18 protein-coding genes are annotated in these 18,398 nt (G+C 64.7%); 12 read left to right on the top strand and 6 right to left on the bottom strand.

Translation table 11 applies throughout. The features are described from left to right. The first annotated feature begins 41 nt into the window (after positions 1-41). Complete coding sequence (locus E4L96_RS20975; protein WP_135209163.1) at positions 42-311, top strand: PAAR domain-containing protein; 270 nt, start codon at positions 42-44, stop codon at positions 309-311. Here the strand turns inward: E4L96_RS20975 and E4L96_RS20970 are convergent, their stop codons facing one another. The 3 genes from E4L96_RS20970 to E4L96_RS20960 are packed head-to-tail and all read right to left on the bottom strand — an operon-like array spanning position 312 to position 5,045. Then, complete coding sequence (locus tag E4L96_RS20970; protein WP_135209162.1) at positions 312-1,871, bottom strand: FGGY-family carbohydrate kinase; 1,560 nt, start codon at positions 1,869-1,871, stop codon at positions 312-314. It abuts the gene before it with no gap. Further along, the gene (locus tag E4L96_RS20965) at positions 1,864-3,453 is read right to left on the bottom strand and encodes a glycerol-3-phosphate dehydrogenase/oxidase (protein ID WP_135209161.1); all 1,590 of its coding nucleotides are present in this window, start codon (positions 3,451-3,453) and stop codon (positions 1,864-1,866) included. The genes E4L96_RS20970 and E4L96_RS20965 overlap by 8 nt, the downstream gene beginning before the upstream one ends. Next, a complete protein-coding gene (locus tag E4L96_RS20960) occupies positions 3,450-5,045 on the bottom strand; it encodes an FAD-binding oxidoreductase (RefSeq protein ID WP_135209160.1) in 1,596 nt (531 codons plus the stop codon). Before E4L96_RS20960 ends, E4L96_RS20965 begins: the two co-directional genes overlap by 4 nt. A gap of 69 nt (positions 5,046-5,114) precedes the next feature. On the opposite strand from E4L96_RS20960, the gene E4L96_RS20955 reads away from it, so the two are divergent. The 4 genes from E4L96_RS20955 to E4L96_RS20940 are packed head-to-tail and all read left to right on the top strand — an operon-like array spanning position 5,115 to position 9,448. After that, positions 5,115-6,170, top strand: a complete 1,056-nt coding sequence (locus E4L96_RS20955) for an AraC family transcriptional regulator (protein WP_135209159.1) — start codon at positions 5,115-5,117, stop codon at positions 6,168-6,170. Positions 6,171-6,227: 57 nt separating this feature from the next. Further along, the gene (gene dapC, locus E4L96_RS20950; RefSeq protein ID WP_135209158.1) at positions 6,228-7,457 is read left to right on the top strand and encodes a succinyldiaminopimelate transaminase; all 1,230 of its coding nucleotides are present in this window, start codon (positions 6,228-6,230) and stop codon (positions 7,455-7,457) included. Beyond that, a complete protein-coding gene (gene dapD / locus E4L96_RS20945) occupies positions 7,454-8,281 on the top strand; it encodes a 2,3,4,5-tetrahydropyridine-2,6-dicarboxylate N-succinyltransferase (protein WP_135209157.1) in 828 nt (275 codons plus the stop codon). The genes dapC and dapD overlap by 4 nt, the downstream gene beginning before the upstream one ends. Positions 8,282-8,308: 27 nt before the next feature. After that, the gene (locus tag E4L96_RS20940) at positions 8,309-9,448 is read left to right on the top strand and encodes a PilT/PilU family type 4a pilus ATPase (protein ID WP_135209192.1); all 1,140 of its coding nucleotides are present in this window, start codon (positions 8,309-8,311) and stop codon (positions 9,446-9,448) included. 49 nt (positions 9,449-9,497) lie between these two features. Here the strand turns inward: E4L96_RS20940 and E4L96_RS20935 are convergent, their stop codons facing one another. Continuing rightward, complete coding sequence (locus tag E4L96_RS20935; protein ID WP_135209156.1) at positions 9,498-10,661, bottom strand: hypothetical protein; 1,164 nt, start codon at positions 10,659-10,661, stop codon at positions 9,498-9,500. Between the two features lie 224 nt (positions 10,662-10,885). Here E4L96_RS20935 and E4L96_RS20930 point away from each other — a divergent pair, with 224 nt between their 5' ends. The 7 genes from E4L96_RS20930 to E4L96_RS20900 all read left to right on the top strand — a co-directional run bounded on the left by E4L96_RS20930 (position 10,886) and on the right by E4L96_RS20900 (position 17,518). After that, positions 10,886-11,785, top strand: coding sequence for a L,D-transpeptidase family protein (locus tag E4L96_RS20930; protein WP_229414664.1), 900 nt, complete (start codon positions 10,886-10,888; stop codon positions 11,783-11,785). 28 nt (positions 11,786-11,813) lie between these two features. Beyond that, positions 11,814-12,572 (top strand): M23 family metallopeptidase, encoded by a 759-nt coding sequence (locus tag E4L96_RS20925; RefSeq protein ID WP_135209154.1) that lies wholly within the window; start codon positions 11,814-11,816, stop codon positions 12,570-12,572. Between the two features lie 15 nt (positions 12,573-12,587). Further along, the gene (locus tag E4L96_RS20920) at positions 12,588-13,046 is read left to right on the top strand and encodes a DUF421 domain-containing protein (protein ID WP_135209153.1); all 459 of its coding nucleotides are present in this window, start codon (positions 12,588-12,590) and stop codon (positions 13,044-13,046) included. Between the two features lie 71 nt (positions 13,047-13,117). Then, on the top strand, positions 13,118-13,468 hold the full coding sequence (locus E4L96_RS20915; protein ID WP_135209152.1) for an ArsC family reductase: 351 nt from the start codon (positions 13,118-13,120) through the stop codon (positions 13,466-13,468). Positions 13,469-13,471: 3 nt separating this feature from the next. Further along, entirely contained in the window at positions 13,472-14,623 is a 1,152-nt protein-coding gene (gene dapE, locus E4L96_RS20910; protein WP_135209151.1) for a succinyl-diaminopimelate desuccinylase, read from the top strand. Between the two features lie 5 nt (positions 14,624-14,628). Continuing rightward, positions 14,629-15,519, top strand: coding sequence for a 50S ribosomal protein L3 N(5)-glutamine methyltransferase (prmB, locus tag E4L96_RS20905; protein WP_135209191.1), 891 nt, complete (start codon positions 14,629-14,631; stop codon positions 15,517-15,519). A gap of 37 nt (positions 15,520-15,556) precedes the next feature. Beyond that, a complete protein-coding gene (locus tag E4L96_RS20900; protein ID WP_135209150.1) occupies positions 15,557-17,518 on the top strand; it encodes an ATP-binding cassette domain-containing protein in 1,962 nt (653 codons plus the stop codon). A gap of 81 nt (positions 17,519-17,599) precedes the next feature. On the opposite strand, the gene E4L96_RS20895 is transcribed toward E4L96_RS20900, so the two are convergent. Both E4L96_RS20895 and E4L96_RS24140 read right to left on the bottom strand, forming a co-directional pair. Beyond that, positions 17,600-18,061: a chemotaxis protein CheW gene (locus E4L96_RS20895; RefSeq protein WP_135209149.1), complete on the bottom strand. Its 462-nt coding sequence runs from the start codon at positions 18,059-18,061 to the stop codon at positions 17,600-17,602. Positions 18,062-18,095: 34 nt separating this feature from the next. Then, the coding region (locus E4L96_RS24140; RefSeq protein WP_220433462.1) for a hypothetical protein at positions 18,096-18,398 on the bottom strand (303 nt) is incomplete at its 5' end.

The following is an 18,398-nucleotide window of genomic DNA, read 5'->3' as shown; positions in this document are numbered from 1 at the left end:
TCACGCGCTGACAAGAAAATTGCAACCTGAGGAGAAAGCGCATGCGCAAAGTCATCAGACTGGGCGACCCGACCTCCCATGGAGGCAAGGTGATTTCGGCAGACGCGGGGCACTTCAAAGTAGCGGGGATTCCTGTCGCATGTGTCGGCGACACATGCAGCTGCCCGCTTCCAGGACACAGCGGCTGCAAAATTGCGACAGGCTCGGAGCACCACCGCATCAACGGCAAGGCAGTCGCCTTTGAAGGCGACTTGACCAGCTGCGGGGCGAAGCTCATTTCGACTGCGCCAAACTTCCAGACCAACCTCTGACTAGCCCCGCTTCGGATACCCCGTGATCTCCGCGATCTGCGCGTAGAGGGGCTGCAGCTGGCGGTACATACCGCGGTAGACCTTGTGGTACAGGCGGTCGTAGGTGGCGTGGTTCGCGGCGATCGGCTCGAAGACGCGGCCGATGCGGGTCATGCCTTGGATGGCGGCGCTGAAGTCGGGGTACATCTTCAGACCGACAGCGGCGTCGATGGCGGCGCCGAGGCCGGAGGTCTCGTAGATATGCGGCCGCGCCGTCGGCAAGCCAAAGATGTCGGCGGTAAGCTGCATGGCCGCGTCGCTCTGCGACCCGCCACCCGAGATGCGCAGCTCCGTGATCGGTACGCCCGAGCGCTTCTCAGTGCGCTCCTTCCCTTCCCTCAGCGCGTACGCCAAGCCTTCCAGGATCGCGCGGTACACGTGCGCCCGCGTGTGCACGTCGCCGAAGCCGATGATGGCGCCCTTCGCCTCCGGCCCCGGCACGCGGATGCCGGGACTCCAATACGGCTGCAGCATCAAACCCATAGAGCCAGGCGGCACCGCATTGACCAGTTCATCGAACAGTACCTCCGGCGCCACCCCACGCTCCGCGGCCAGCGCCTGTTCGTGGTGCCCGAACTCGTTCTTGAACCAGTTGACCATCCAGTACCCGCGCGGGATCTGCACCTCGGTGCTGTACGCTCCCGGGATCGCAGCGGGGTAAGGCGGCAGGAACGGCGTCACCTCGACATACTTGGTGGTCGTCGTGTTGATGGTTGCGGTGGTGCCGTAAGACAGACAGCCGATGTGCGGCTGCTGGCATCCCGCACCAATCACCTCGCAGGCTTTGTCCGCAGCAGCGGCGATGATCGGCGTGCCGACGGGAATGCCCGTCGCCTGTTCGATGTGTGCCTCGACCTGGCCGATGACCGTCCCCGGTTCTACCAGCTCCGGCAGCATGTGCTCCTCGACCTTCAGCGCCTGCCACTTCCAGTCCCGTTTCGAAGCCCACGCCTGCCGCTTGTAGTCGAACGGGATATAGGCCACCTGTGACCCTGTCGAATCCACATACCGCCCCGTCATCTTGAAATTCAGGTACCCGGACAGCAGAAGATACTTGTGCGTGCGATTCCACACGTCCCGCTGGTGCACATGCAGCCAGTTGATCTCCGCCTCGCGCTGAAAGTACGTGATGGTGTCGTGCACGCGGGCCAAGCGAAAAGCCGCAGTCCACAATGGCCCGATGCGCGGGATGGTCTCGACGCGCCGCTGGTCCAGCCACGTGATCGCGGGCCGCAGCGGCACGCCATCCTTGTCCACATTGACCACCGTGCCGCGCTGCGTGGTGACGGCCACACCGCGCACGTTCGCTGGCACGGCGCCCGGCTGCTGCCACAGCGCGCGGCAGGCCTCGCATACTGCCCCCCAGTATCCATCGGCATCATGCTCCGCCCACCCGGGGTGCGTCGAAAAGTACGGCTGCAAATGGATCTGCGATTTGGCGACGATGTTCCCATCCAGGTCGAACAGGATGGCGCGGACGGACTGGGTGCCGTTGTCGATGGCGAGGATGTGGTCAGGCATATTCCCGTGGCAGGGCGTAGTGAGCGTTCCATAATGCCAGATACGCGGTCACTTCCGCATCCCAGCGTTCGTCGGTCCAGCCCAGCGCGGACTGGCACAGTTGGCGGATGCGCGGCAGATGATCAATGCCGCCCAGCCGAAGCTGCAGGCCGAGACGGGTCCGGCGCAGCACCAGGTCTTCAAGATGGGCCACCGCTTCGGCACGCGCGCACCAGGCCAGTTCGGCCCACAGTGTTTCGGTACCGGGGATACGCTCGTAGAGGTCATATCCGCCGAGTTCGAGCACCTGCGCCGCGTGCGTGCCATACCGCCCCTGCAAGCGTGCGGCCCAGGTGGCGGGCAGGCGCCGCGCGTCGGGCATGGGCGGAGGCGCAAACACCGGCCGTGCATCCATCGGCGCGGACCAATCAGGCAGCAGCGCCGCCACAGCCTTCAAGGTATCGAGTGCGATGACGCGGAAGGTAGTCAGCTTGCCGCCGGTGACTGTGACCATGCCGTGGTCCGTCCACACTGCGTGCTCGCGCGGCTCCTTGGAGGGATCGGACTGGCCGCTGTCGATCACGGGACGGACTCCGGCGTAGGTGGCGATGACGTCGTGCGGCGTGAGGCCCAACTGAGGGAACTGGAAGACCAGCGCCTCCATGAGATAGTCGAATTCGCCCTTGGTGATGGCCGCTTCCTGCACCAGGTCTTCGGCATGGTCCACATCCGTCGTACCGACCAGCGTGACGCCCTCCCACGGGAACGCGAATACGGGGCGGCCATCCAGCGGATGCATGAGGCTCACGGCCTGCGCGAGCGGCAAGCGCCATGCGGGCAGGACCAGGTGGCTGCCGCGCAGGGGCCGTAGTTTGCGCTCGGCGCCAGCCTGGCCGCGCAGGCCATCGGCCCAGGCGCCGGTGGCGTTGACGACCACACGTGCCCGGACCTCGTATGAAGAACCACTCGGCGCATCGGCAATCACGGCCCCGGCTACGCGCCCGTCCGCGTCGCGCAGCAGCGATTTGGCACCCGCATAGTTGACGGCCACACCACCTGCCGCCAGCGCCTCCTGCAGTACGCGCAGCACCAGCCGCGCATCGTCCGTCTTCGCATCCGTGTACTTGATGCCACCTTCGAGCCGGTCCTGCGAGATGTTCGGCGCCAGCATCAGGAATTCATCCGGCGGCAAATAGTGCCGCTCACGGTGCCCGGCCAGCATGTCGTACACAGTGAGGCCGAGCAGGAAAGAATGCCGGCCAGGCTTGTGGTTCGCATAGTCCGCAAACGCAAAGCTTTGCCGCTCGACCAAGCCCGGGGCCTCGCGCAACAGCCGTTCGCGCTCGTGCACCGATTCGCGGGTCAGCGCAATGCGCCCCTCCTTCAGGTAGCGCAAGCCGCCGTGCACCAGCTTCGATGAACGAGAAGACGTCCCCCACGCAAAGTCGCGCTGTTCCACCAGCAGCGCCTTCAAGCCTCGCCGCGCCGCCTCCAGCAGGGTACCCGCCCCCGTGATGCCGCCGCCGATGACGAGAACATCCCACTCCTGCCCGAACAGCTCAGGCAAACGCTCGCGCCATCCGGCGTGCCAGAGCGCAGTCATGGCTGCACCAGCTTCCCGGGATTCATGCGTCCATCCGGGTCGAAGTGCGCGAACAGGGCGCGCAGCGCCGCCACGCCCGCCTCGCCCTTCTCGGCCGCGAGGTACGGTGCATGGTCGCTGCCGACGCCATGCTGGTGGCTGATGGTGCCGCCCTGCGCAACGATCGCCTGCGACACCGCCGCCTTCAAAGTCCGCCAGCGCGCAAGATCGACCTCGTACCGGCCCGCGAGCCGGAAAACGAAGGTCGTGTACACGCTGGCCCCTTGCGCGTAAAGGTGCGACAGGTGCGTGTACGTGTGTACGCGTTCACCGTACTGGGCGAAGGCCGCCACAGCCGCCTGCTCGACCGCCTGCATCATTGGTTTCACGCGCGGCCAGTCGACCGCCGTCTCCACCGTGTCAATGGCATAGCCTTGCTCCCATGCCGCGTTGCGCAGGTAGACAGTACGGAAGCGGTTCTGCTTCCACTTCTCGCCCATCCTGGTGCCGACATGAACGCCGCCGCGCGCGCGCGAGATGCGCAGGGCCGCGCGGACGGCATGCCGATAGTCGGAATGCGTGCCGCTGAAGCCGAACATCAGCATGCATTTGCCCTCGCCGCAGCCGCGCAGGACCAGGTATCGCTCCAGCAGACCGATGAGGCGTGCGTGCCCGGCCAGCGTGAGCATGGTCACCGTCTCCAGCGCGTTCGAGAGGCGCAGCATCGACAGTGGCAGGCGTGCCTGCGCCAGCTCACGCACCGCCGCCTCGGCTGCGTCCCAGTTGGGAAAGAACACGGCGTGGAACGCCTCCCGCTCCGGCAGCCGCGAGACGCGTACCGTCGCCTCGGTGAGGATACCGATGCGGCCCTCCGACCCGAGCACCAGCTCGCGCAAGTCCGTCCCCGCTGCCGACGCGGGGAATGTGGGGATGGCGAGCGCCCCGCGCGGTGTCTGTACGCGGCCGCCCGCATACATCTGCTCGATCCGCCCATACCTGAGCGATTGCTGGCCCGAGGACCGCGTGACGATCCACCCGCCCAGCGTCGAATACTCAAACGACTGAGGAAAATGGCCCAGCGTGTAGCCGTGCGCTCGCAGCTGCGCTTCCAGGTCCGGCCCGTACACGCCCGCGCCGAATGTCGCGAGCTGCGACTGCCGGTCGAGATTCAACAAGGCGCGCATCCGCGTGAGGTTGATCGACAGGACCGGCCGTTCCCCCGCAGGCACGGCCAGGTGCCCCGCCACGCTGGTCCCGCCCCCGTGCGGAATGACGATGGCGTCAACCGACCGCGCAAAGTCCAGCAGCACCCGCACCTCCCCATCGCTCTCCGGGAAAGCCACGCCATCCGGCACCGGGCCGATGTCGCCATAGCGCAGGCGCAGCCAGTCCGGCAGGCTCTGGCCGAGCGCATTGAGCACACGGGTTTGCGGCGTGCGGTCCACGGAACCAAACGACGGCAGGCGCGATGGCGGCGCTGCCGCACAGACGGCCTCGAAACCTGCATCCTCCACCCGCGCACCCTCGCCGACGCGCGCGCGCAGGAACGCCAGCGCGTCCGCGTGCAGACCGTATTCCACCGCCGAGTCACCCCAGCCATTCCATCGCCGCATACCCAATTCCCGCTATACTTTTGATCACAGCAGGTTACGTTCACGCGCGCCATCCGGTCTTGCTCTTTCATGCCACTTGAATTGCTCAAACATGACACCCGCCGCGTCACCGGCAGCTATCTCCAGCCCCTGCTGGAGGCGGCCGAGGCGCGCGGCATCGACGCCCGCACCCTGGCCCGCGCTGCCGGGCTGCCGGACGATGCGCTCGCCCCGCTGCCCGATTCCTTCAACGCGGCGGACTACGTTCGCCTGCTCGGCATCGCCGCCAAGGTCACGGACGATCCGCACTTCGGCCTGCACGTGGGAGAACGCGTCAAGCTGGGTACCTACAGCGTCTATGGCCTGATCCTGCTGTCCTGCCGCGACTTCGGCCAGGTATTCGAGCAAACGCGTCGTTACGAGGAGCTGGCCCACGACCTGGGCCGCTCAGTGCTGCACCTGGATGGCCCGGTGGCGCAGTACGAATGGGTGACCAACTATCCAGACGGCCCGCGCCATCTGGCCGAAAGCGTGTTCGCGGGCATCCGTGTCTTCAGCACGTGGCTGGCCGGGATGGAGCTGCCCGGCGCGCGCCTGCGCTTCCGCCATCAACAGGATGCGGACGGCGCCGAGTACGAGCGGATTTTCGGCACGCTGCCAGAGTTCGGGGCGACGACGGACGCGGTGACCTTTCCCGCCCAGCTGCTCCAATGGCCGGTGCCGAATGCGGATGTCGGCCTCTACCCCGTGCTCCAGCAGCACGCGGAGCAGCTGCTGCGCCAGCGAACCAGCGCCAGCCCCCACGCCAGCGCCGCCGAGCCGCGCACCGCCGAGCAGGTCTACGCCGCCATCATCCGCAACCTCGCGCACGACCGTGTGCGACTGGCCAGCATCGCGGAAGAGCTCAGCCTCTCGCCGCGCACCCTGCAGCGCAAGCTGGCCGACGAAGGCGCCAGCTTCCAGCAGGTGCTGGACCGCGCCCGCTACGATCTGGCCGTCGACTACCTGCGCCAGCCCAACCTGTCGCTGGTGGACATCGCCTTCCTGCTCGGCTACCAGGAGCAGAGCGCCTTCACGCATGCGTTCAAGGAGTGGTCGGGCATAAACCCGGGCGCCTGGCGCGACCGCCAGCTGACAAAGCTATAATAAGAATCGCCCAAAGACACGCAGCGGCCACCCGGCCGCTTCACCGCCCGACAGCACGTGAACCCCAATCTCGACCAGCTCCACCCCTACCCTTTCGAAAAGCTGCGCCAGTTGTTCGCGGGCGTGACGCCCAATGCCGAGTACAGCGCGATCAGCCTGGGGATCGGCGAGCCAAAACACGCCACGCCCGCGTTCATCCAGAAAGCGCTGGTCAACGCGATGAGTGGGCTGGCCAACTACCCCAGCACCATCGGCACGGACGCGCTGCGCGCCGCCATCGCGGGCTGGCTGCAGCGCCGCTACGGCATTCCGGCGCTGGATCCGGCCACCCAGGTGCTGCCGGTGAACGGCTCGCGCGAAGCGCTGTTCGCGTTCGCGCAGGCAGTGATCGACCCGGCGTCCAGGGCGCTGGTGGTCTGCCCCAACCCGTTCTACCAAATCTACGAAGGCGCGGCCTTCCTGGCGGGCGCCGAGCCGTATTACGTGAATTCGGTCCCGGCCCTCAACTTCGCCTGCGACTACGCCACCGTCCCCGGCGAGGTGTGGGAACGCGCGCAGCTGCTCTACCTCTGCTCCCCCGGCAACCCGACCGGTGCCACCGTCTCGCTGGATGACTGGAAGGAGCTGTTCGCGCGGTCCGACCGCTATGGCTTCATCATCGCGGCGGACGAATGCTATTCCGAGATCTACCACGGCAGCCAGCCCCCGCTCGGCGCGCTGGAAGCGGCGCACCAGCTGGGCCGTGCGGACTACCGCAACCTGGTGGTGTTCTCCAGCCTCTCCAAGCGCTCCAACGTGCCGGGCATGCGTTCCGGCTTCGTCGCGGGCGATGCCGCCATCGTCAAGAAGTTCCTCCTGTACCGCACCTACAGCGGCGGCGCGATGTCGCCGCCGGTGCAGACTGCGTCCATCGCGGCCTGGAACGACGAGACGCACGTGGTCGAGAACCGCAACAAATACCGCGAGAAGTTCGCGCTCATCACGCCCCTGCTCAAGAGCGTGATGGACGTGGACCTGCCCGACGCCGGCTTCTACCTGTGGGCCGACGTCGCCCGTACTGGCCTGACGGACGAGGAATTCGCCCGCCGCCTGTACGCGGACTATCACGTCACCGTCCTGCCGGGTACCTACCTGGCGCGCGACGCGCACGGCTCCAACCCGGGCCGCAACCGCATTCGCATGGCGCTCGTGGCCGAAATCGACGAGGGACTGGAAGCCGCGCAGCGGATCGTCCAGTTCTGCACCGAACTGAAACAACCACCCTATCTGAACCCGAACTCCAAATGACCCAACAACTGCAAGCCATCATCGACACCGCCTGGGACCAGCGCGCCGACCTTTCGCCGACCAGCGCCAGCGCCGAAGTGCGCGACGCCGTGGCCCACGTGCTCGCGGGCCTGGACGACGGCAGCCTGCGCGTGGCGCAAAAGGACACCGGCGAGTGGGTCGTCAACCAGTGGATCAAGAAGGCCGTACTGCTGTCCTTCCGCCTTGAGAACAACGTGCAGGTCCCTGCGGGCGGCGGCATGCAGTTCTATGACAAGGTGCCGACCAAGTTCGCCAGCTACACCGCCGAGGACTTTGCCAAGGGCGGCTTCCGCGTGGTGCCGCCTGCCGTGGCGCGGCGCGGCTCCTTCATCGGCAAGAACGTGGTGCTGATGCCGTCCTACGTGAACATCGGTGCCTACGTCGACGAAGGCGCGATGGTCGACACCTGGGCCACCGTGGGCTCGTGCGCGCAGATCGGCAAGAACGTGCACCTGTCGGGCGGCGTGGGCATCGGCGGCGTGCTGGAACCGATGCAGGCCAACCCCACTATCATCGAGGACAACTGCTTCATCGGCGCGCGCTCCGAGATCGTGGAAGGCGTGATCGTCGAGGAGAACTCGGTGATCTCGATGGGCGTGTACATCGGCCAGTCCACCAAGATCTTCAACCGCGAGACCGGTGAAGTGACCTACGGCCGCGTGCCCGCAGGCTCGGTGGTCGTCTCGGGCAACCTGCCCTCGGCGGATGGCACCTACTCGCTGTACTGCGCGGTGATCGTCAAGCGTGTGGACGCCAAGACCCGCGCCAAGACCGGCATCAACGAGCTGCTGCGCGGGATCTAATCTCAAAGGAGACGCATCATGGCGATGATGGAGCGGCTGTTCCAGCTGATGAAAGAGAAGAGCGCGTCGGACATGTTCTTCGCGGTGAATTCACCGGTACATATCAAGATCAACGGGAACCTCATTCCGATCAACCAGCAGAAGCTGGAGGCGGAGAACATCATCGCCCTCCTCGCCGAAGTCTGCTCGGCTGAGGAGATGAAGACGCTCGAAGACGAGCATGAGCTGAACATGGCGGTCTCGGTGCCCAACCTGGGGCGCTTCCGCCTGTCGGCCTTCGTGCAGCGTGGGACCGTATCTGCCGTCTTCCGCTTCGTCCCGGTCGATATCCCGCCTTTGGATTCGCTGGACCTGCCTCCGGTACTGGCGGAGCTGATCATGGAAAAGCGCGGGCTGCTGCTGCTCGTGGGCGCGACCGGCTCCGGCAAATCCACCACCATCGCGGCCATGCTGGACCACCGCAACGAGCAGAAGCCGGGGCACATCCTGACGCTGGAAGATCCGGTCGAATACCTATTCAAGAACAAGAAGTCGATTGTCAACCAGCGCGAGATCGGCAGCGATGCCAAGAACTTCCACACAGCGCTGAAGAACGCGATGCGGCAGGCGCCGGACTGCATTCTGATCGGCGAGATCCGCGACCAGGAGAGCATGGCGGCGGCGCTGGCGTATGCGCAGTCGGGCCACCTGGTGCTGGCGACCCTGCACGCCAATAACAGCTACAACGCGCTCAATCGCATCATCAGCTTCTATCCGATCGAGAACCGTCCGGCGCTGCTGCAGGATTTGTCGGCGGCGGTGAAGGCAATCGTGTCGCAACGGCTGGTGCGCGCGGCCGAAGGCGGCAAGCGGCACGCGGCCGTCGAGGTACTGGTCAACACCCGCTACACGGCGGACCTGATTGAAAAGGGCGAGATCGGCCAGATCAAGGAGGCGATGGAGAAGTCGCTGACGCCTGGCTCGCAGACTTTCGAGGCGGCGCTGTACAAGCTGGTGAAGGAAGGCATGGTCACGCAGGAAGAAGCGCTGGCCAACGCCGATTCGGCCACCAACCTGCTCTGGCTCCTCAACAATGGCCCGGACAGCGCGCTCGCCAAGTCGGAGGCGGAGCCGGACAAACCCGCCGAACCTTCCGCCTCGTTCACCGAGTTCACCCTCAACACCTAACAAAATATTCGACTAACGTTGGGTACGCGGTCAGTTTTTTTACTCGAAGTTAGCTCGAGGTGAGCAGCCGATCAATAGCTTCCACAATATTTCGGACCGTAGACCTCACACTATCAATCTCGGAAAGCAGGGAATCTAGCTCTGCGACCACACGACGTTTCGAGGCGTTTAACTCTTTGCTCATCCGGGGAAGGCCCGCCGCAGCGTCCCTCATCCCTTGCATCCCTTCCCGCGCAGATTCTGCGCTGTTAATCGTTTCGCGAAGGGTCTTCCGTAGCACCGTGAGGTCTTCAGGTGAATTTTCGCCTGTTCCTGCAAACGTTAAAAGTTTTGATAACGAATCGAACGCTTGGACCCGAGCATTCCCTAACACTCTGACTTGACCTGAAAGAGTGTCAGCATAGTTATTCATGTATTGCGCGGTGCGATTGACAATAGTTCGTGCTATACGAACATCATGTTTGCCATTCGCGCCCATTTCAACACTTTGCCCCTCGATTTGTTCCCCAATCAGAACAGTCGCCCGACTAATCGCGGTCATTGAGGCATTCATCACCTCGATTTGTGATTGATGAATGTCGATGTAGTCGAAGTATCCAAGCTCGTCGTCATCCTCTTCTGAACCACGATCTGGTGACAATGGATGTTCTACACTATTTAATCCGGCACGGTCGGCGGAGCGCCTTGCGGCCAGCTTCTGAGCGACAGCAGCTAAGTGTGCCCTTAACGATGATTCGAAGTCGCTCAAAGATTCGAACTCAAAATAGAGTCCTCCCAGATCACCGATGCTGGCTTGGAACTGTTGAACCGCAGCCAATTGCGAGATGTCAACTTTTGGCGAGATCTGAGCTGTCTTGAAATAAAGCATCACTTCGGGTACGCCGCCAGTATCTTTTCTTCTTTTAAGCGCGCGCTCTATTTCTTCAACTGTTCCGGAACGTGCCTGTGGCGTCGGAGACCCTATTCTCGTCCAAAAAATGCCGACAAGGATATCGAAATCGTCGCCAATTTGCTCATTAATTACGGCCTGGGGGTATTCACCAAATTCCGGATGAGTCGAATTTTCCCATTTAACGGTATCGATCCGAAGGCCTAGCGACCGACTCCATTGAGAGTTCAACTGAGACACAACATCCTCGACCACGCGTCGCTCCTCTCCCACGTCTGAGGGCGACGCAACTAGCAACTGATAGGACTTGATTGAACCAGCCATAACGGTCTCCAGTAGGAATATTTACCAATTGTAACGGTTTCCGACTCAGCAGTGTGGCACTCACCTTTGGCGATTCCCCACGTTCGTTGCCGAACAGACCGGCTGGCGGCCGGGGGCTAAGCTGGGCTCACCGAGCAGTTTCAGGAGCCCATGTGATTCGCCAGTTTATTTTCTGCGTTGTCGTCGCCATTGGCGCCCCCGTCTTCGCGGCGCCGCAGCCCAACTTGTCCATTGACACTGTCAACGCCAGCGACAAGACGCCCGCCGTCAGCGCCAAGTCCCGTGGCCCGGCCGTGCTGCGCGCGCAAATCCTGCTGGATCGCGCCCACTATGGCGTCGGCGAGATCGATGGCGGCTTCGGGTCCAACATGCGCGCCGCGATCACCGGCTTCCAGCGCAAGCGCGGCCTCGAACAGACGGGCGCCATCGGCAAGCAGACCTGGGCCGCGCTGAACGAAGACCAGGCCCCGGCCCTGATCAACTACACCATCCAGGACGCCGACGTGGCCGGCCCCTTCGAGCCCATCCCCACAGACATGATGGAGAAGGCCAACCTGCAGGCCCTGAGTTTCGCCACCCCGCTGGAAGGCCTGGCCGAGAAATTCCATGCCAGCCCGGCCCTGCTCAAGCGCCTCAACCCCGGCAAGGACTTCACCCGTGCCGGTGAACAGATCGTGGTGCCCAATGTGCTGGACACCGAACCGCTGCCCAAGGCCGGCCGCGTGGTGGTGAGCAAAGCCCAGCACACACTCACGCTGTTCGACACCACCGGCCAGGAGATCGCGCAATTCCCCGCCTCCACCGGCAGCGAACATGACCCGCTTCCCATCGGCACCTGGGCCATCAAACTGATCTCGGAGCGCCCCGTTTTCTTCTACAACCCCCAGCTGTTCTGGGACGCCACGCCCGGCCACCAGAAGGCCAGGATCGCCGCGGGTCCAAACAATCCGGTCGGCCTGGCCTGGCTGGAGCTGACCAAGCCGCACTACGGCATTCACGGCACGCCGGAGCCCTCGGGCATCGGCAAGACGCAATCGCACGGCTGCATCCGCGTCACCAACTGGGACGTGACGGCGCTGCTGAAGTCCGTCCCCACCGGGACCGAGGTGGTGCTGGAGGAATAGCCGGGGCATTATCGACAAGGAGGCTCACATGAGAAGCATCTGGACGTTCATCCTCGGCGCCATCCTGGGCGCCGTTGCCCTCTTCATCTTCCTCAGCCGCTACCCGGCGGGTGACACCACGCGCACCGCGACCGTCACCTCCACCGAACCCGGCATCGTGCAGGCGACGCCGAGCCCACCGCCCGGCGTGCAGGTGGCGCTGCCGGAAAGCGCCCTGCCTCCGCTACCGCAACCGCCGCTCCCCGGAGCCGGCGGCGGAGACGCGCAGGTCGGCTCCAGCGGGACGGAAGGCAGCGTCCATACGGGCGGCGGCAATGACTCGGCCACGCTGCTGGTGCCGGTGGAGGGCGTCACCGCCGCGCAGCTCTCCGACACCTTCGACCAGCCGCGCGACGGCCAGCGCCGCCACGAGGCGATCGACATCCTCGCGCCGAAGGGTACGAAAGTGGTGGCCGCGGCGGACGGCAAGGTGGTCAAGCTCTTCAACAGCAAGCCCGGTGGCCTGACCGTCTACCAGTTCGACCCGAGTGGCACGCTCTCCTACTATTACGCGCACCTGGATCGCTATGCCGAAGGCCTGAAGGAAGGCCAGGAGCTCAAGAAGGGAGACCTGATCGGCTACGTCGGCACCAGCGGCAACGCGGACCCGAACACCCCGCACCTGCACTTTGCCGTGTTCCAGCTGACGCCCGAGAAGCAGTGGTGGAAAGGCACGCCGCAGGACCCCTACCCCCTGCTGGCCGGTGCCGGCGCAAAAACGGGCGCGGGGATTGGCACGCCCCATTGACAGCGGCGGTGCACCATGTTTGACATGGACCTGCCCTGGTGGGAATTTATCGTGCGCGGGGTGGTGGTCTACCTCGCCCTGCTGGCCATGGTGCGCCTGTCCGGGCACCGCACGGTGGGCCAGTTCACGCCTTTCGACCTGCTGGTCGTGATGCTGCTGAGCGAAGCGGTGTCCAACTCACTGTCCGGCGGCGACGATTCCCTGGCCGGTGGCCTGATCATCGCAGCCACTCTTCTCGCGCTCAACGCCATCGTGGCCACGCTGGCGGCGCGGAGCAAGAAGATGTCCCATTTGCTGGATGGCGAGGCGATCATGATCGGCCGCGATGGCCGCTTCTTCGACAAGACCGTGCGGCGCTGCCGCCTGACCCAGGAAGACCTGAAGGAATCGCTGCGCGAGGCCGATTGCGAACAGCAAGACATGAAGTTTGCCTTCCTGGAAGTGGACGGTGGGATCACCATCCTCAAGAAGTGAGGCGGGCTCCGGCCGGGTGCCGAACAGTATAATGTCGGCCTGCGTTCGCAACCCACTCACTCGACAGTGCAATGAAACTCTACGGCATCCCCAACTGCGACACCGTCAAGAAGGCCCGCACCTGGCTGGCCGACCACGGCCACGCCTTCGACTTCCACGACTTCAAGAAGCAGGGGCTGGACCGCGCCACTGTCGCGGGCTGGCTGCAGAAAGTGGACTGGGAGACGCTGGTTAACCGCAAGGGCACCACCTGGCGCGGCCTGCCGGACGAGCGCAAGGCGCAGGTCACGGACCAAGACAGCGCGCTGGAACTGATGCTGGAATACCCATCGGTGATCAAGCGCCCCGTGCTGCAAGGCGCCGGGCCGCAGGTACACGTCGGCTTCTCGGATGCCACCTACCAGCAGATCTTCCAGGGCTGAACCATGGTCGCCGCCCCGTCCCGCACCCTGCTGCTCACCGAAGAACTGATCGCACTCGACTCGGTCACGCCGCACGACAAGGGCTGCCAGCAGCGCCTCATCAAGCTGCTGGAACCGCTGGGCTTTCGGTGTGAAACCATCGAATCCAACGGCGTAACCAACCTGTGGGCGCGGCGCGGGACCACGGCGCCCGTGTTCGTGTTTGCGGGCCACACCGACGTGGTGCCGAGCGGCCCGCCCAGCCAGTGGACCAGTGCCCCCTTCCAGCCCACGGTCCGCGACGGCAAGCTGTATGGCCGCGGCGCCGCCGACATGAAGACCTCCATCGCGGCCATGGTGGTCGCTGTCGAAGAATTCGTGAAAGATCATGCGGACCATGAAGGCTCGATCGCCTTCCTGATCACCAGCGACGAGGAAGGCCCGGCCGTCGACGGCACCAAGGTTGTCGTCGATATGCTGGAAGAACGCGGCGAAACGCTGGACTACTGCCTGGTGGGCGAGCCGACCTCCGCCCACATCCTCGGTGACATGATCAAGAACGGGCGGCGCGGTTCGCTGTCGGGGCACCTCATCATCAAAGGCATCCAGGGCCACGTGGCCTACCCTCAGAACGCGCGCAACCCGATCCACCAGTCCGCGGCCGCCCTGGCCGAACTGGCCGCCGAGCAGTGGGACGAAGGGAACGAGTACTACATGCCCACTTCCTTCCAGATCTCCAACATGAAGGCGGGGACCGGGGCGACCAACGTGATCCCGGGTGAGCTGTGCATCGACTTCAACTTCCGCTTCTCGACCGCGTCCACCGCGGACGGGCTGGAAGCACGCGTGCACGCGATCCTCGACAAACACTGCCTCGAATACGACCTGGAATGGACCCTGAGCGGCAAACCGTTCCTCACGCCCAAAGGCACGCTGTCGGACGCGGTGTGCCAGTCGATCTGCGACGAAACGGGCGTCAAGACCGAGCTCTCGACCACGGGCGGCACCTCGGACGGGCGTTTCATCGCCGCGATCTGCCCGCAGGTGGTGGAATTCGGGCCACCCAATGCCAGCATCCACCGCATCGATGAACACGTGGAACTGCGCCACATCGATCCCCTCAAGAACATCTACCGCCGCACGCTGTGCAAGCTGCTGGCCAAGGACGCGCCATGAACCATATGAACAATGCACCTTTCACCACCCTGCGCGACCTGCTGCGCTATGCCGTCACGCGCTTCAACACGGCGCAGCTGTTCTTTGGGCACGGCAGCGCCGAGGCCTTCGACGAGGCGGCCTACCTGATCCTGCACACCCTGCGCCTGCCGCTGGACCGGCTGGAGCCCTTCCTCGATGCGCGCCTGCTGCCGGACGAAGTGGCGCAGGTAATCAAGGTGATCGACCGCCGCGTCAACGAGCGCGTGCCGGCGGCCTACATTACCAACGAGGCCTGGCTGGGCGAGTACAAGTTCTACGTGGACGAGCGCACCATCGTGCCGCGCTCCTTCATCGCGGAGCTGATTCCGTCGTACTTCGAGCCGTGGGTGGCTGATCCGGGCAGCGTGTCGAACGTGCTGGAGCTGTGCACCGGGTCCGGCTGCCTGGCGATCATGCTGGCCGATGCCTTCCCGGATGCGCTGGTGGACGCGGTCGACATTTCAAAGGACGCGCTGGAAGTCGCGCGCCGCAATGTGCAGGACTACAAGCTCGATGGTCGCGTGAACCTGATCGAGTCCGACCTGTATGCGGATGTGCCCTTCAAGAAGTACGACCTGATTGTGACCAATCCGCCGTACGTGAACGCGGAGTCCATGAAGCGTCTGCCGCAGGAGTACCTGCGCGAGCCGCAGCTTGCCCTGGCGGGCGGGCAGGATGGCATGGACCTGGTACGGCAGATCGTCGCCGGTGCGGGTGAACGTTTGACGCCGGAGGGTGTGCTGATCGTTGAAATCGGCAATGAGCGCGAGTTTGCGGAGGCGGCGTTTGCCGACCTCGAACTCACCTGGCTGTCCACCAGCGCGGGTGACGATGCCGTCTTCCTCGTCACGGCTGAACAGCTTCAGAATAAATAGACGTTGTTCCGCCCCGGCGGGATAACAAGAATCTTCGATGATCAAACTCACCAATGTAAGCCTGATGCGCGGCGTGAAGCCGCTGCTCGAGTCGGTCGACCTGACCATTAACCCCGGCGAAAAGGTCGGCCTGATCGGCGCCAACGGCGCAGGCAAATCCAGCCTGTTCGCCATGCTGCGCAATGAAATTCACCCCGACCAGGGTTCCATCGACTACCCCTCCAAGTGGCGCATGGCCTATGTGGCGCAGGAGACCCCGCCGCTGCCGCGCGCCGCGCTGGACTACGCCATCGACGGCGACGTCCACCTGCGCCACCTGCAGGCCGAACTCGAACGCGTGGAAGCCCTGCCCCACACCACCGAGAACGGCATCAGGCTGGGCGAGATCCACAGCGCGCTGGCCGATGCCGACGCCTACACCGTGCAGTCGCGCGGCGAACAGCTGCTGCTGGGCCTCGGCTTCACGCTGGACCAGATGCGCCAGCCCGTGGCCAGCTTCTCCGGCGGCTGGCGCATGCGATTGAACCTCGCGCAGGCGCTGATGTGCCCTTCCGACCTGCTGCTGCTGGACGAACCGACCAACCACCTGGACCTGGACGCGATCATCTGGCTGGAGGACTGGCTCAAGCGCTACCCCGGCACCCTGATCATCATCTCGCACGACCGCGACTTCCTCGACGAGATCGTGAATGTGGTGGTGCACATCGACGAGCGCAAGCTGAAACGCTACTCGGGCAACTACAGCGCCTTCGAGCGCCAGCGCGCCGCCCAGATGGTGCTGCAGGCAGCGGCCCTCGAAAAGCAGCAGCGCGCCCGCGCGCACCTGGAATCCTTCATCAACCGCTTCAAGGCCAAGGCCACCAAGGCGCGCCAGGCCCAGAGCCGGATGAAGGCCCTGGCGCGGATGGAGGAAATCGCACCGCTGCGCGCCGCCACCGAGTTCTCGTTCGAGTTCCGCGAGCCGCTGTCCGCACCCAATCCGCTGCTGGTGATGGAGGATGTGAACGCGGGCTATCACACCGACGACGGCGACAAGGTCATCGTGCGGCGCGTGAACTTCTCGCTGCAGATCGGCCAGCGCATTGGCCTGCTGGGCGTGAACGGCGCGGGCAAATCGACCCTGATCAAGACCATCGCGGGCGATCTCAAGCCGCTGGAGGGCAAGTCCACGCTGGGCAAGGGCCTTTCGATCGGCTACTTCGCGCAGCACCAGGTCGAGATGCTGCGGCACGACGAATCGCCGCTGTGGCATCTTCAAAAAATCGCACCTACTACGCGCGAGCAGGAGCTGCGCAACTTCCTGGGCAGCTTCAACTTCCCCGGCGATATGGTGACCTCGTCGATCGCACCGTTCTCCGGCGGCGAGAAGGCGCGCCTGGCGCTGGCCCTGATCGTGTGGCAGCGCCCCAACCTCCTGCTGCTGGACGAACCGACCAACCACCTGGACCTGGAAACGCGCGAGGCGCTGACGCTCGCGCTGGCGCAGTTCGAGGGCACGCTGGTGGTGGTGTCGCACGACCGGCACCTGCTGCGCGCGACCACCGACCAGTTCCTGATCGTGGCCGACCACAAGCTGCAGCCGTTCGACGGCGACCTGGATGACTACAAGGACTGGCTGTTCCAGACCAAGCTGGCCAAGCCGGCACCCGGTACCGCACCGGCGGTGAGCGCGTCGCCTGCCGCTGCCGCGCCCATGTCCGCCGCGCCGGTCGACCGCAAGGAGCAGCGCCGCGCCGAGGCCGAGGAGCGCCAGCGCCTGTCCTCCCTGCGCAAGCCGCTGGAGAACAAGATCAAGAAGCTGGAGCAGAAGATCGCCGAGCGCAATGCGCAGAAGGCCGGCATCGACGAACAGCTGGGCGGCACCGACATTTACGAGCCGGCGCGCAAGGAAGACCTCAAGAAGCTGCTGGCCGAACAGACCGTATGCGTGAAGGACCTGGAGCTGCTGGAGAACGAGTGGCTGGAGCTGCAGGAGCAGCTGGAGCAGATCGCGGCCTGAGGCCGCGGCCAGCATCGGCGCATGCCCCAGTGGCGTCGCGCGCGGCCATCGCGGCACCGGGCCGCGCGGCGGTGCGGGCGGCTACTTCGCCGTCTCGGTTGACCGGCGCCGGATCGACATCAGCCGGTCGATGTCCACCAGGATCAGGCGGCGCCCGTCCGCCTGCCCCATTCCCAGCAGGTAGTCCGCCTGCACGCCCGGCAGCGGCGCGATCTGGTCCGGCCGCAGCGCCACCACGTCCGTGACGCCATCGACCAGCATCCCCATGATGGTGTCGTCCAGCTGCAGCACGATCACGTCCGTCAGCGGATCCGGCTCGCCCGCCGCGCCGCCGAAGGCTGCCCGCATGTCCACCAGCGGCATGATCACGCCGCGCGACATCACCACCCCGCTGACGATCATGCCCTCGGTGGTGAAGCGCTCCAGCGACTTGAGCACCCGGAGTTCATGCACCTTCCTGAAATCCAGCCCGTACTCCATGCCGCCAAGGCGGAAGCTGAGGAAGTCCGTGGTGCCGTTGCGGGGAGAGGCCGAAATGTTCATGGTGAAGGAGCGCCGTGATATCGGAGTCTGCATCCTACGGCAGCGGCGCTGTTGTTCGTTGACTGCAATCAACTTTTTTCCTAGTTGCAAGAGGAGAGGAAGTCGATACAATGATCCGACTGTCGGTTGGCACGTCCAGCACGTCGATCACGTCCAGCACGTCCACGCAAGAAACACAAACAAACACAAGAGACAACACGGAAAGGGTTCCCATGTACCAGTGGCTGCAGCGGCTATTGACCGGGTCGTCCCGGCGCCTGGTCCCGGCGGGAGGGGCCACCCCACCTGCCTCGGCACCAGCACCGGCGGCGCCGGGCGGGCCGCGCGTGGACGCCTC

Source organism: Zemynaea arenosa (assembly GCF_004614185.1).
In the GTDB taxonomy this organism is placed as follows: domain Bacteria; phylum Pseudomonadota; class Gammaproteobacteria; order Burkholderiales; family Burkholderiaceae_D; genus Telluria; species Telluria arenosa.
The sequence above is the reverse complement of the archived record's forward strand: the minus strand, read 5'-3'. Positions and strand labels throughout refer to the sequence as shown.

What these genes read in the sequence shown, in the direction of transcription:
- E4L96_RS20915 (WP_135209152.1), top strand. Translation starts at nt 13,118, where the DNA reads ATGAAACTCTACGGCATCCCCAACTGCGACACCGTCAAGAAGGCCCGC.
- E4L96_RS20935 (WP_135209156.1), bottom strand. Translation starts at nt 10,661, where the DNA reads ATGGCTGGTTCAATCAAGTCCTATCAGTTGCTAGTTGCGTCGCCCTCA.
- E4L96_RS20940 (WP_135209192.1), top strand. Translation starts at nt 8,309, where the DNA reads ATGGAGCGGCTGTTCCAGCTGATGAAAGAGAAGAGCGCGTCGGACATG.
- prmB (WP_135209191.1), top strand. Translation starts at nt 14,629, where the DNA reads ATGAACAATGCACCTTTCACCACCCTGCGCGACCTGCTGCGCTATGCC.
- E4L96_RS20970 (WP_135209162.1), bottom strand. Translation starts at nt 1,871, where the DNA reads ATGCCTGACCACATCCTCGCCATCGACAACGGCACCCAGTCCGTCCGC.
- E4L96_RS20960 (WP_135209160.1), bottom strand. Translation starts at nt 5,045, where the DNA reads ATGCGGCGATGGAATGGCTGGGGTGACTCGGCGGTGGAATACGGTCTG.
- dapE (WP_135209151.1), top strand. Translation starts at nt 13,472, where the DNA reads ATGGTCGCCGCCCCGTCCCGCACCCTGCTGCTCACCGAAGAACTGATC.
- E4L96_RS20925 (WP_135209154.1), top strand. Translation starts at nt 11,814, where the DNA reads ATGAGAAGCATCTGGACGTTCATCCTCGGCGCCATCCTGGGCGCCGTT.
- E4L96_RS20975 (WP_135209163.1), top strand. Translation starts at nt 42, where the DNA reads ATGCGCAAAGTCATCAGACTGGGCGACCCGACCTCCCATGGAGGCAAG.
- E4L96_RS20955 (WP_135209159.1), top strand. Translation starts at nt 5,115, where the DNA reads ATGCCACTTGAATTGCTCAAACATGACACCCGCCGCGTCACCGGCAGC.
- dapD (WP_135209157.1), top strand. Translation starts at nt 7,454, where the DNA reads ATGACCCAACAACTGCAAGCCATCATCGACACCGCCTGGGACCAGCGC.
- E4L96_RS20900 (WP_135209150.1), top strand. Translation starts at nt 15,557, where the DNA reads ATGATCAAACTCACCAATGTAAGCCTGATGCGCGGCGTGAAGCCGCTG.
- E4L96_RS20895 (WP_135209149.1), bottom strand. Translation starts at nt 18,061, where the DNA reads ATGAACATTTCGGCCTCTCCCCGCAACGGCACCACGGACTTCCTCAGC.
- E4L96_RS20965 (WP_135209161.1), bottom strand. Translation starts at nt 3,453, where the DNA reads ATGACTGCGCTCTGGCACGCCGGATGGCGCGAGCGTTTGCCTGAGCTG.
- E4L96_RS20920 (WP_135209153.1), top strand. Translation starts at nt 12,588, where the DNA reads ATGTTTGACATGGACCTGCCCTGGTGGGAATTTATCGTGCGCGGGGTG.